Source organism: Alteromonas sp. B31-7 (assembly GCF_015767655.1).
GTDB lineage: Bacteria > Pseudomonadota > Gammaproteobacteria > Enterobacterales > Alteromonadaceae > Alteromonas > Alteromonas australica.
The window spans coordinates 4,018,242-4,030,207 of the sequence record NZ_CP065233.1 but is presented as its reverse complement, the minus strand read 5'-3'; the positions used below and the strand labels follow the sequence as shown (position 1 = coordinate 4,030,207).

At 46.1% G+C, this 11,966-nt stretch carries 10 protein-coding genes and 1 tRNA gene; 10 read left to right on the top strand and 1 reads right to left on the bottom strand.

The genetic code is table 11. The features are described from left to right. Positions 1 to 15: 15 nt before the first annotated feature. The 4 genes from trxA (at position 16) to IUA53_RS17620 (ending at position 6,211) form a co-directional block, all read left to right on the top strand. Positions 16 to 342, top strand: coding sequence for a thioredoxin TrxA (gene trxA / locus IUA53_RS17635; protein WP_044055842.1), 327 nt, complete (start codon positions 16 to 18; stop codon positions 340 to 342). A 265-nt stretch (positions 343 to 607) separates the two neighbouring features. Further along, positions 608 to 1,873, top strand: a complete 1,266-nt coding sequence (gene rho / locus IUA53_RS17630; RefSeq protein WP_044055843.1) for a transcription termination factor Rho — start codon at positions 608 to 610, stop codon at positions 1,871 to 1,873. A gap of 213 nt (positions 1,874 to 2,086) precedes the next feature. Beyond that, positions 2,087 to 3,376, top strand: coding sequence for a M20 metallopeptidase family protein (locus IUA53_RS17625; protein WP_044055845.1), 1,290 nt, complete (start codon positions 2,087 to 2,089; stop codon positions 3,374 to 3,376). Positions 3,377 to 3,379: 3 nt separating this feature from the next. Continuing rightward, positions 3,380 to 6,211 carry an ATP-binding protein gene (locus IUA53_RS17620; RefSeq protein ID WP_082052831.1) on the top strand — a complete coding sequence of 944 codons (2,832 nt, stop codon included), beginning with the start codon at positions 3,380 to 3,382 and terminating at the stop codon, positions 6,209 to 6,211. Here IUA53_RS17620 and nhaA read toward each other — a convergent pair. Then, the gene (gene nhaA / locus IUA53_RS17615; RefSeq protein WP_044446075.1) at positions 6,173 to 7,450 is read right to left on the bottom strand and encodes a Na+/H+ antiporter NhaA; all 1,278 of its coding nucleotides are present in this window, start codon (positions 7,448 to 7,450) and stop codon (positions 6,173 to 6,175) included. The genes IUA53_RS17620 and nhaA overlap by 39 nt on opposite strands. 229 nt (positions 7,451 to 7,679) lie before the next feature. Here nhaA and purE point away from each other — a divergent pair, with 229 nt between their 5' ends. From purE to IUA53_RS17585, 6 genes are all read left to right on the top strand, one after another. Then, on the top strand, positions 7,680 to 8,174 hold the full coding sequence (gene purE, locus IUA53_RS17610) for a 5-(carboxyamino)imidazole ribonucleotide mutase (RefSeq protein WP_044055847.1): 495 nt from the start codon (positions 7,680 to 7,682) through the stop codon (positions 8,172 to 8,174). Beyond that, positions 8,171 to 9,307 carry a 5-(carboxyamino)imidazole ribonucleotide synthase gene (locus IUA53_RS17605; RefSeq protein ID WP_044446076.1) on the top strand — a complete coding sequence of 379 codons (1,137 nt, stop codon included), beginning with the start codon at positions 8,171 to 8,173 and terminating at the stop codon, positions 9,305 to 9,307. Before purE ends, IUA53_RS17605 begins: the two co-directional genes overlap by 4 nt. 63 nt (positions 9,308 to 9,370) lie before the next feature. Further along, positions 9,371 to 9,446: transfer RNA gene (locus tag IUA53_RS17600), tRNA-Thr, on the top strand. Between the two features lie 64 nt (positions 9,447 to 9,510). Continuing rightward, the gene (locus IUA53_RS17595) at positions 9,511 to 9,993 is read left to right on the top strand and encodes a copper chaperone PCu(A)C (protein ID WP_052806574.1); all 483 of its coding nucleotides are present in this window, start codon (positions 9,511 to 9,513) and stop codon (positions 9,991 to 9,993) included. A 167-nt stretch (positions 9,994 to 10,160) separates the two neighbouring features. Next, the gene (locus IUA53_RS17590; RefSeq protein ID WP_044055850.1) at positions 10,161 to 10,634 is read left to right on the top strand and encodes a Dps family protein; all 474 of its coding nucleotides are present in this window, start codon (positions 10,161 to 10,163) and stop codon (positions 10,632 to 10,634) included. A gap of 93 nt (positions 10,635 to 10,727) precedes the next feature. After that, positions 10,728 to 11,849 carry a PQQ-dependent sugar dehydrogenase gene (locus IUA53_RS17585; RefSeq protein ID WP_044446077.1) on the top strand — a complete coding sequence of 374 codons (1,122 nt, stop codon included), beginning with the start codon at positions 10,728 to 10,730 and terminating at the stop codon, positions 11,847 to 11,849. Positions 11,850 to 11,966 lie beyond the last annotated feature (117 nt).

Sequence of the window (11,966 nt, the reverse complement as noted above, 5' to 3'; positions counted from 1 at the left end):
AAAATGGAGAAAAGAATGAGCGACAAAATTATCCAGTTATCTGACGATAAATTCGAGGCAGATGTTATCAATGCTGAAGGTCCTGTGCTGGTTGACTTCTGGGCCGAGTGGTGTGGCCCCTGTAAAATGATCGCACCTATCTTAGAAGAAGTTGCGAACGAGTTTGAAGGCAAGTTAACAGTTGGCAAGTTGAATGTCGATGAAAATAACGAAACTCCGCCTAAATATGGTATTCGTGGCATCCCAACGTTACTTCTGTTTAAAAACGGTAACGTGGCCGCAACTAAGGTGGGCGCACTTTCAAAAGCGCAACTCACAGAGTTCCTAAACGAAAACCTATAATTTTCGTAATGAGTAAAACCGGTGACGGGTTCACCGGTTTTTTATTTAAATTGCGCAGTTGGGCCTTGGCGCGTAAAAGAAGTTTTCTCATATTTTTCCCAAGCAAGCTAAAAAAGCTGGACGTTGGTTAAATATAGTGCTAACTTTTCCTCAGCGCTCACCCGAGCAGCATTCTGCTTAGCCCATATCCGGGCGTAATCAATTCTAAACCAGACAGAGTGACTATATAGTCCTGTAACAAGTCCAAGCACAAAGACCCACCAGTATGAATTTAACCGAATTAAAGAATAAACCGATTAGCGAGTTGGTTGCCCTGGCCGAAGAAATGGGCCTCGAGAATATGGCTCGCGCTAGAAAACAAGATATTATTTTCTCGATACTGAAAACTCACGCCAAAGGCGGTGAAGACATTTTCGGTGACGGGGTGTTAGAAATACTGCAGGATGGGTTTGGCTTTCTTCGCTCTGCTGACTCATCCTATTTGGCCGGGCCAGATGATATTTACGTATCACCAAGCCAGATCAGACGCTTTAACCTACGCACGGGTGATACCATTGCTGGGAAAATACGTCCGCCAAAAGACAGTGAACGATATTTTGCGTTGCTAAAAATTCGCGAAGTAAACTTCGACAAGCCAGAAAACTCGCGTAATAAAATCCTTTTTGAGAACCTGACACCGCTTCATGCAGCAGATCGCTTGCGTATGGAACGTGGTAATGGTTCAACCGAAGATATTACTGCTCGCGTATTAGACTTGGCCTCACCTATTGGTCGTGGTCAACGTGGTCTTATCGTAGCGCCACCTAAAGCGGGTAAAACCCTTCTTCTGCAAAACATTGCTCAATCTATTGCTGCTAATCACCCTGAGTGTGAATTAATGGTATTGCTGATTGATGAGCGACCTGAAGAAGTGACAGAGATGCACCGCCTTGTTCAAGGTGAGGTGGTAGCCTCAACCTTTGATGAACCAGCAAGCCGACACGTACAAGTGGCTGAAATGGTGATTGAAAAGGCGAAGCGCCTAGTGGAGCATAAGAAAGACGTTGTTATCTTGCTTGATTCCATTACCCGTTTAGCCCGCGCTTACAACACCGTAATTCCTTCATCAGGGAAGGTGCTTACCGGTGGTGTTGATGCCAATGCATTGCATAAGCCTAAGCGTTTCTTTGGTGCTGCACGTAACGTGGAAGAAGGCGGTAGCTTAACAATTATTGCCACCGCGCTTATCGACACTGGCTCTAAAATGGATGAAGTTATCTACGAAGAGTTTAAAGGTACAGGTAACATGGAACTTCACCTTAATCGCAAAATTGCGGAAAAGCGTGTATTCCCTGCAATTGACTTTAACCGTTCGGGCACCCGTCGAGAAGAACTACTTACCGCTCAAGATGAGCTTCAGAAAATGTGGATACTACGTAAAATTGTCCATGAAATGTCTGAAATTGACGCCATGGAGTTCCTTATTAGTAAGCTCTCTATGACCAAAACGAATGATGAATTCTTCGATGCGATGCGTCGTCAAAAAAGCTAAGAATTTCAAAGTATTGAAAAAGGCGCTTAGGCGCCTTTTTTTGTGCCTGTGGATCAGGTGTCGCGTATCAAAAATCATTTTCATTATACTTCTGTCTAATACTAACTCTCAGTCGAATGGGGTATTTTCAACGTTTAGTTTTGCTTTGACAGTGATGTTTTTCTATACGGGATAGTTTAATCTGAATGTTCCACGTATTTGACGGAATTAGGTATGCATAAAAAAATTATATCACTGACTTTATTAGCTTTTTCTACGCTTTCATTCGCTCAAGATAAGGTCGAAGACCTTGTTTCTCATGTTGAGCCTGACGTCATTAAGTGGCGACACCACTTTCATGAATTTCCTGAATTATCTAATCGAGAATTCAATACAGCCAAGTATATCGCTGACTACCTAAACTCACTGGGTTTTGACGTTCAAACCGGCGTCGCCAAAACTGGTGTTATTGCTATTTTAGACAGCGGAAAACCTGGCCCGGTGGTGGCCTTAAGAGCTGATATGGATGGCTTGCCGGTAAAAGAGCAAAGCAATTTGCCTTACCGCTCTGAGCAAATGGGTGAATACAATGGCAACGAAGTCCCTGTTATGCATGCCTGCGGACATGATACGCACATGGCCATGCTAATGGGGGCGGCAAAAGTGTTAAGCGAATTGAAGGGTGAGCTCAAAGGTAAAGTGAAGTTTATTTTTCAGCCAGCTGAAGAAGGTGCACCAGCGGGAGAAGCGGGTGGGGCAGAGTTGATGGTAAAAGAAGGGGTGCTTAAGAACCCTGACGTGGATGCGATATTCGGTCTTCACATTAGCTCTAATGCCGATGTGGGCACAATTCGCTATAATTCAGGCGGTACCATGGCGGCGGTAGATCCATTTAAAATCGTGATTCATGGCAAGCAAGCGCACGGGGCCTATCCGTGGAAGAGCGTCGACCCTGTGGTCACTGCAGCCCAAATGATCATGTCGTTACAAACCATTGTTAGTCGTGAAATAAAGCTCATCGATGATGCCGCGGTTGTCACAGTGGGTTCCATTCACGGCGGCAACCGCTCAAATATCATTCCTGATTCTGTGGAGCTTGTAGGCACCATTCGTACACTAAACAGTGCTGCGAGAGAGCATATCTATGACGCCATGGCGCGCAAAGTGAAGGGTATTGCCGACAGTATGGGCGCAAAAGCAACGCTGACGCTGCCATTAGATTTTTCATACCCCATTACCTATAACGACCCTGATTTAACACAGTCGATGCTGCCTACCATGCAACGCACAGCCGGTGTTGAAAACACCATTTTGTCGAAGCCTGTGACAGGAGCCGAAGATTTTTCTTTTTTCCAAGAAAAGGTACCTGGGCTATACGTATGGGTAGGCGGCAAGCCTCTTGATGTGCCTGAAGAAGAAAGTCCTGCTCATCATACGCCAGAGTTTTATGTGGATGATGAAGGGTTGAAGTTAGGCGTGGAACTACTCACCAACTTCACCCTTGATTACATGGCGATGCACTAAATAATGGCATCAGATGCAGTCTCTCGATTTCGTTCCTTCCAGCACAGACTGCCTCTGGCGTTTCACCTTTTCTTCGTTTCGGTTCTGGGCGCAGGTTTAAATGCATTACCTGCCCCGTTTGATAGTACCGGAACCTCTGTATTTGGCGTAGGGGCTGGCGTATATGCCGCCCTTCGTTTTGCGCCAAAACTCGCTATTCCCGTCATTTTATTGATTAGCTTACCCCTGTGGCTAAGCGACGGCAGTATTGTAGGCAAGGAAAGTCTCACCTTATTGCCTATTGTGGTCAGTTTATTTGGCTATCAAAAATCCTTAAAGCAGGTCACCAAGGTAGGCGCTGGGTTTTGGTCGATTGTCTTTTTGCCAATATTGATATTAGAGCACGCGCTATTTGAATCGACTCAGTTTCCCATCATGTTTTCGGGGGCGTTAGTCACTTGGGTTAGTGGCGTATTTGGTTTGGTGTCTGGCCATTTTGCTTACGTAGCAATTAACGGTTTTAGCCTTCAAAAAGACCCCAGTGTAGAGAAAATAAGCCTTCATTTTTTGTTCAGCTACTTTTTCTCAGGTAGCTTTTTTGTTGCCTCAATGGCGGTTATCTATTTGTCTGTTTCGCTTTATCAAAATCAGCAAGAGCAGCAAATAGCCACATACATGAATCAGCGTGTCAGCGTGATGGAGCAGCAAATTGCCCATTTTATATCGTTGCACGAAAACGCCATTAACGTGTCGGCACAAACACTGTCTTCAGCAGCGGTGGGCACGAACCGGACTCAGTATTACGCGCAACAACTGACTATACTCGCGTCACATTACCCTGATTTTCTCACTTTCTTAATTGCCGATAAACAGGGCGATATTTCACACGCTCACCCGCCAAATTTGCTCAACAAAGCGAAAGCGTTAGGGGCGGGCAACGTTGCCTATCGCCCCTACTTCTATGAGGTGATGGAAAGCGGGGCGCCTTTCATTTCCAACGTGTTCCAAGGGCGAGGGTTTGGAAACGACCCCATTATCGCGATTTCTGCGCCCATCCTTGATGGCGAAGGTCAGCCCGTAGGAATTTTGGAAGGCTCTTTGTCGTTAAAGAGCTTTTCTGCGGTAGATAAGTTAAATCTAGGCGGCTTTGGTTTATTGGTTGAAGATCAAAATGGCGATGTTATTTATGCCTCTGACAATTTAGGGCTGGCCCCCTTATCTAAAGCGCCCGTGTATAAGTGTGAGCCACAATGTGACATTAAAATCTCTCAGGGGCCATTAGCTAAATCCTGGTTTGTAGTGAACGGGCAATTAGCCAATGTACCGTGGAAAATCAGCTTCTATTTTGAACACCGATTAATGCTTAATGGCATGAGCGAGTACTTGTTGAAAGACTTGTTTTTGCTGTTGGTATTGTCCTTGTTTGGCACCTTTACCGGTTACCATGTATCAAGAATGCTTGAGTCACCTATTCGACGGTTAATTCGCTACATTGCACAATTTAATCCCACGGCGCAAGAAAATGCCAAATCGTTACCCAATTCTGCGTTGCACATCCAAGAGCTGGCATCCTTAAGTGATGAATTTAGTAGTCTAGAAAGCCGCTTAGTGAGTGCGTTTGATGCGCTAGCCGATGCGACAGCGAAGGAGCAAACACTAAATAAAGCGTTAGCAAAATTAAATCATTCACTTGAGTCGCGTATTCTCGAAAAAACCCAGCACTTAGCGTCTGCACTAGATGAAGCGAAAGCGGCCAGTGTGGCTAAAACCCAATTTTTAGCCAATATGAGCCATGAAATTCGAACGCCAATGAATGGGATCATCGGCTCATGTGAATTGCTGCTTGAAGAGGCGCTGTCAGAAAGTGCTCAGCAGCGTGCGCAAACCATTGCCCAATCAGCCGGTAACCTATTAATGATCTTGGACGCCATTTTGGATTGGTCAAAAATAGAGTCGGGTAAAATGCTTTTCGATGCCCAAGACACCGATGTGGCCACGTTACTTGAAGCCAGTACTACGTTGTATGAATATCAAGCCAGTCAAAAAGGGCTATTTATTCATCTTCAGGTGCACAAAGACTTACCGCGTTCCCTCAAGCTTGATGCAGGGAAACTCAGCCAGGTGGTTAACAATTTAGTCAGTAACGCTATCAAGTTTACCCACAGAGGTAGCATTGAAGTGACGGCTTGGTACGAAGAAGACGCGTTGCATGTTTCAGTTAGCGACACGGGTATTGGTATTCCTCCAGCAAAACTGGCTACCATTTTCGGCCAATTCGAACAAGCCGATGCCTCCACCACCCGAGACTACGGCGGCACCGGCTTAGGCCTAGCTATAAGTCGAGGTTTGGTTGAATTAATGGGTGGCGCTATTGAAGTTGACAGCTTGGAAGGAGAGGGCACACGGTTTAGTTTTTATTTGCCAACGTCGTTGGGTGAACTCGCGGCGTATGAAGATACGAAAGTCACAGCCACACTATCGCCTTCGTTGAAAATTCTCTTAGCAGAAGACAATGACATCAATGCTGAAATAGTCATGAGCATGCTTACCCCATCAAAGGTGAAATGTATCAGGGTTAAAAATGGCGTAGAGGCAGTCGAAGCAGCAGCCAAATACAGTTTCGATGTTATTTTAATGGACTGTCAGATGCCAATAATGGACGGGCTGGAAGCCGCAAGAATCATCCGCCAAAAGGGCAAAAACAAAGATGCGGTAAGGATTATCGCCCTTACCGCCAATGCTTTTTTGGAAGATCGTCAAGCTTGCTTAGCCGCGGGTATGGATGCGCACCTAAGCAAGCCTATTAAAAAGAAAGTGTTATTCGACTGTATTGCCAGTGAGCTTGCTGGCGTTTGAAGCCACCGCTTTGGTGTCTTTGTCGTTAGGGTTGCCCATGATATACAGGGCAATGTAACCAAGAATAGCAGACACCAGGGAACCGGCTAAAATCCCCACTCTTTCATCAAACATTTGATTAATCCCCGTTTCCTCGAAGGCTAAGCCGCCAATAAACAGGCTCATAGTAAAACCTACACCACACAACAAGGCGCAACCATAGATATGTTTCATCGATAAATCGCGGGGCAGACTGGCAAGTTTAAGCTTTATCATTAAATAGCAAAAACCGAAGACACCAATTTGCTTGCCCACCACTAAGCCTAAGAAAATACCAAAGGTGACTGGGTGAAAAATGCCTTCTGGGCTGATATTACCAAAACTGATGCCCGCATTCGCGAAGGCAAAAAGAGGAAGAATGGCAAAACTTACCGTACCATTAAGGCTGTGCTCTAAGCGCGTAACCGGAGAGTATGTTTCATCTTTAGCGTCCCGCATGGGAATAAATGCCGCCAGTACTACCCCGGCCAAGGTAGCGTGCACACCACTTTTAAGCATGGCAACCCAAAGTACAGTGCCGACCAACATGTAAGCGGGAATGTCGACCACGTCCCGGCGGTTCATCTGCCAAAGTAGAACAAGGCAACCCGCCGCTACCAACAATGCCCCTTCCGTAATGTTGTTGGTATAAAAAAGCGCAATAATGACAATAGCGCCAATATCATCAATGATGGCAAGGGTAACCAAAAACACTTTTAAGCTTGCGGGGACTCGGCTACCCAACAACGCCAAAATACCCAATGCAAATGCAATGTCTGTGGCGGCGGGTATAGCCCAGCCGGCAATAGCCACGGGATTATCCCAATTGATGCCTACGTAAATAAGCGCAGGCAATAGCATACCTCCAATGGCACCCGCAGCGGGGAGCACAATATCTTTTGGGTTAGAGAGTTCTCCCTCACAGACTTCCCGCTTCAGTTCTAATCCGACATGGAAAAAGAAAACGGCCATAAAGCCGTCGTTTATCCATAACAATAGAGGTTTGTCTATGGCCCAACTGCCCGCCGAAATTTGCACCGGAAGGCTAACAAGTTGGTCGTACAACGTATCAAGAGGGGAATTGGCAATAATGAGGGCGAGTATCGTTGCTGCCATTAGCAGTATGCCGGGCGCTGCCTCTCTATTGAGAAAATCAGAAACCACCACTTGGACTTCTTCAATGACTTCATCTATCGCATCAGGCTTATGTTTATTTGACATGGTTTCGCACTCCTTTTTACTTACCCTACCGCCATGCAATCACCTTTACATTCCGCCGCTAAGAGGAAAAAGATAGTGGGTATTTACATTTTTATTAATTATGGTTAATACGGTGCGCCTAATCGTCAAAGATCACTCACGGGGAATCAGTGGGATTTGCTTTTAAATTAGGCTACAATCGCCAGCTTTTCCAAGTTATCCAATTTACCTACCCCTAGAGGATGTCTAGATGGCAAAAGTCGCGATAGTCATGGGTTCAACTTCAGACTGGCCTACCATGCAGCAGGCCGCAAAAATGCTGAAGTCGTTTGGTGTTGAATTTGAAGCAAAAGTGGTGTCTGCGCACAGAACACCAAATTTGTTGGTTGAGTTTGCTGAAGCAGCCGCCGACGAAGGCTTTAGTGCAATTATTGCTGGGGCAGGGGGCGCCGCTCACCTTCCAGGTATGATAGCGGCACACACGCATTTGCCGGTATTTGGTTGCCCGGTTAAATCTAAAGCGCTTAATGGTTTAGACTCCTTACTTTCCATTGTTCAAATGCCAAAAGGGGTTGCTGTGGGGACACTCGCTATTGGTGAAGCGGGGGCGGCCAACGCGGGTCTGTTAGCGGCGCAAGTGGTTGCGTTACAAGAAGAACGTGTTCGCGACGCTGTTATTGCCTTTCGTCAACAGCAAACTGAGACTGTTCTGGCATCAAGTAATAGCTTGGAGTTGGACGAATGAGAGTTGTTGTTTACGGCGCAGGACAATTAGCGCAAATGATGTACCTAGCGGGCTCGCCCTTAGGTATTGAAGTTCAGGCTGTCGACGTAAACAACGATTCAGTTGTTCATCCAGTAAGTAAAACCCCTCTTGATACCACATTAGCGCAAGCATTAGAAAGCGCAGATGCACTTACTGTTGAGTTTGAGCACGTCCCAGAACGCTTACTCGACGAAGCGGCGAAAACCGGTAAGCTTATGCCAGATATCGCCAGTATTTTGGTGGGGGCAGACAGAGTACGAGAGAAAAAATTACTAGACTCAATGCAGGTGCCCAATTGTGAACACCGCATCGTTACACACCCTGACCAGCTAGCTGATTGCGTTGACGCTTTAGGTGATAAACTCATTCTCAAAGCAAGCCGCGATGGTTACGACGGGTATGGTCAGTGGCGTCTTACCGATAAAGCAGATTTACAAAAACTAACCCAAGCCATGAGTCAATTAAACCTCGCTGAGGTTCCCCTTGTGGTTGAAAAAATGATGGCGTTTGACAGAGAACTTTCCCTCATCGGTGTGCGCAATAAGCAAGGTGATATCCGCACGTATCCCTTGGCGGAGAACCTTCATCACCAAGGCCAACTGCACGTTTCAGTAGCGCCTGCGACTCAAGTTGATGATGAGTTACAACGCAAAGCACACGACATCTTTGTAAAGCTTGCTGAAGGGATGGATTACGTGGGTGTGTTAGCCGTGGAGTTATTTCAGTGCGGCGATACATTGCTGGTTAACGAACTGGCACCCCGTGTGCACAACTCAGGGCACTGGACACAATCTGGAGCGGTGACCAGCCAATTTGAAAACCACCTCAGGGCGGTATGCGGTCTTCCTCTTGGAGACACTAGCGCAATTGGGCCAAGTGCCATGGTGAACATCATTGGTTGCAGCAGCTTTTCCAGAGAACTGCTTAGTATTGATGGTAGTCATTTGCATTGGTACGGTAAATCGGTAAGAGAAAAACGCAAAATGGGGCACATTAATGTGACCGCCAAAAGCTATGTTGAATTGGGCGAAAAACTCGAACAACTGGGGCAGTTTTTACCCTTGTCGTTTTTTCCAAAATTAGTTGACGAAGCACAGCGTTTAAAGGCTTGACAATCAAGGTTATCACTATAGAATACGCGTCCGCTGCTTAGGCAGCGGTCATACTTTTAGTGTGCCGACTTAGCTCAGTTGGTAGAGCAACTGACTTGTAATCAGTAGGTCGCCAGTTCGATTCCGGCAGTCGGCACCATTTTTCTTTTTTCTTTCCTATTCCTGTCTTACACTTACTCTCAATTCTTGCTGGGAGTAACGCTATGTTCGTATTTCGCTTTTTTCGTTCGTTTATTGCTATTGGTGCAGCACTACTGATGTTGTTCGGTTGCAACGCTGATGCGAATGAAGACCTAAAAATAACCCAAGGCTATGCCCGTGCCACCTTCCCGATGGCAAAAACGGCGGCAGTTTACTTTACGTTAGAAAACACCACCGAAAAGCCGGTTACATTAACCCGCGTTACAGTGAGTAAAGCCATTGCCTCAGAAGCACAGATTCACACCACGACCATGCAAGGTGACATGATGAAGATGCAGCAACTACAGGATGGCATAAAATTAAATGCTGGCGAAACGGTTGAATTTAGCTCTGGTAGCTATCATGTCATGTTAATGGGGTTAACACAGGGCCTTGAGGAAGGCAGTGAAATAACAATGACATTTCACTTTGATAGTCTTGGTTCACAAACGGTTACGCTGCCTGTGAAAAAGCAGACAATGAAAAATGAGCATCACCATCATTAAAATGTCCGCACGCTCGGCGTTATATAGCTTGAACCGTTAATCATTATTTTCTATGGGGTTAATTAGTTAATACACTAATCCATCCTCACCTTAATGTAGTATCATAATTATAGATTGTTAATTTATATTTTAATCTGATTTCGGACATCCGAACGAAGGAGTGACTCATGAGTAAGATTGATATTGGTATTTCAGAAAGCGATCGTAATGCGGTAGCGCACGGGCTTAAAAAGCTACTTGCAGACTCATACACGCTTTATCTTCAGACCCATAACTTTCACTGGAATGTGGAAGGGCCACAATTTCGTGAGCTTCATTTGATGTTTGAAGAGCATTACACTGAACTGGCTGAAGCGGTTGATGAAATTGCTGAACGTATTCGTACCCTTGGCGTTGCTGCGCCTGGCACCTATAAATCGTTCGCTGAACTAAGTTCTATCGATGAGGTTGAAGGCGTGCCAGAAGCGTCTGAAATGGTTGGATTACTTACTCATGGTCATGAGCAAGTGGTGAAAACATGCCGTGATTCTCTGAAGTTGGCTCAAGATGCTGACGATGAGTCATCAGCTGCACTTATTGGTGATCGCATGCGTGTGCACGAAAAGACCGCGTGGATGCTTCGTGCTATGCTTCCAAGATAATACACCGCACTTCTGCGTGCCTCGATAAGTGAACCTGAACAGGGTAACATAGCGTAAGATCAACAACGCTTAATAACCACAGGTTCAAATAGTATGGCGCGTACATTTAGACACTTGCTATTAGTTGCAAGCACAGCGCTGGCTGGGGCATCCCTGCCAGCGCATTCACACCAAGACTCCGATCATGTTCACCTTGAAAGCACCACGTTAGCCGAAGGGCTAGTGCACCCATGGGGGATGGCATTCTTGCCAAACGGTGACCTCGTGGTGACAGAACGTGCTGGTGGGATCCGTGTTCTCAAAAAAGACGGTACGCTAACGCCGCGTCTCAGCAATGTGCCAGAGGTGGCCGCCGTGAATCAAGGGGGGATGCTAGACATTACCCTAGACCCTGATTTCGAAGACAATAACACCCTCTATTTTTGTTTCAGTCAGCCCGGTGAAGGTGGCAGTAGCAGCAGTGTAGCTCGCGCAACCTATGCCGATAATGGCCTTTCTGATGTTTCTGTTATCTTTAGTGCTGCCCCGCTTATCGACAATGGTTTTCACTTTGGTTGTCGCCTTACATTTGATAATGAAGGGAAGTTATTTGTTACCCTTGGCGACAGATACAAGTACATGGACGAAGCGCAAAATACCAATAACCACTTTGGTACCATAGTGCGTATCAATAGCGATGGCACAGTACCTACAGACAATCCATTCACAGAGGGCGACGCGCCTGAAGTTTTCAGCTATGGCCATAGAAATGTGCAAGGCGTCACTGTGCACCCGCAAACCGGTAAAGTGTGGGCAATGGAGCATGGTCCTAAAGGTGGCGATGAAGTTAATCTGATTAACAAAGGCGCCAATTACGGTTGGCCGGTCATTACCTATGGTATTGACTACAGTGGGGAGGTCATTAGTGATAAAACTCACAAAGAAGGAATGGCACAGCCGTGGTTATATTGGGACCCTTCTATCGCACCAAGTGGCATGGCGTTTTACACCGGAGATATGTTTCCAGAATGGGAAGGGGACTTATTAGTAGGCTCATTGAAATTTACCCATTTAAGACGGGTAGAAGTAAACAATGGTCAGCCTGCTGACCAGCATGAATATCTGCGCGATAACGGTGAACGAATTCGAGATGTCGAGATTGCACCTGACGGCGCAATCTATTTGCTAACCGATGCCCCTAATGGGAAAGTGATCAAACTGACTCGGGCAAAATAAGCGTACACGTTGAAAGCGTGCTACAAAATAGAAGGGGCAAGGAGTTGTTATCATCCTCGCCCCTTTTTCTATCCTGCTTTTCATGCGTATAGTGAAAGCAGACGGCGATGTTTACAC

Coding starts and splice junctions, on each gene's coding strand:
- trxA (WP_044055842.1), top strand. CDS start 16: ATGAGCGACAAAATTATCCAGTTATCTGACGATAAATTCGAGGCAGAT.
- rho (WP_044055843.1), top strand. CDS start 608: ATGAATTTAACCGAATTAAAGAATAAACCGATTAGCGAGTTGGTTGCC.
- IUA53_RS17625 (WP_044055845.1), top strand. CDS start 2,087: ATGCATAAAAAAATTATATCACTGACTTTATTAGCTTTTTCTACGCTT.
- IUA53_RS17620 (WP_082052831.1), top strand. CDS start 3,380: ATGGCATCAGATGCAGTCTCTCGATTTCGTTCCTTCCAGCACAGACTG.
- nhaA (WP_044446075.1), bottom strand. CDS start 7,450: ATGTCAAATAAACATAAGCCTGATGCGATAGATGAAGTCATTGAAGAA.
- purE (WP_044055847.1), top strand. CDS start 7,680: ATGGCAAAAGTCGCGATAGTCATGGGTTCAACTTCAGACTGGCCTACC.
- IUA53_RS17605 (WP_044446076.1), top strand. CDS start 8,171: ATGAGAGTTGTTGTTTACGGCGCAGGACAATTAGCGCAAATGATGTAC.
- IUA53_RS17595 (WP_052806574.1), top strand. CDS start 9,511: ATGTTCGTATTTCGCTTTTTTCGTTCGTTTATTGCTATTGGTGCAGCA.
- IUA53_RS17590 (WP_044055850.1), top strand. CDS start 10,161: ATGAGTAAGATTGATATTGGTATTTCAGAAAGCGATCGTAATGCGGTA.
- IUA53_RS17585 (WP_044446077.1), top strand. CDS start 10,728: ATGGCGCGTACATTTAGACACTTGCTATTAGTTGCAAGCACAGCGCTG.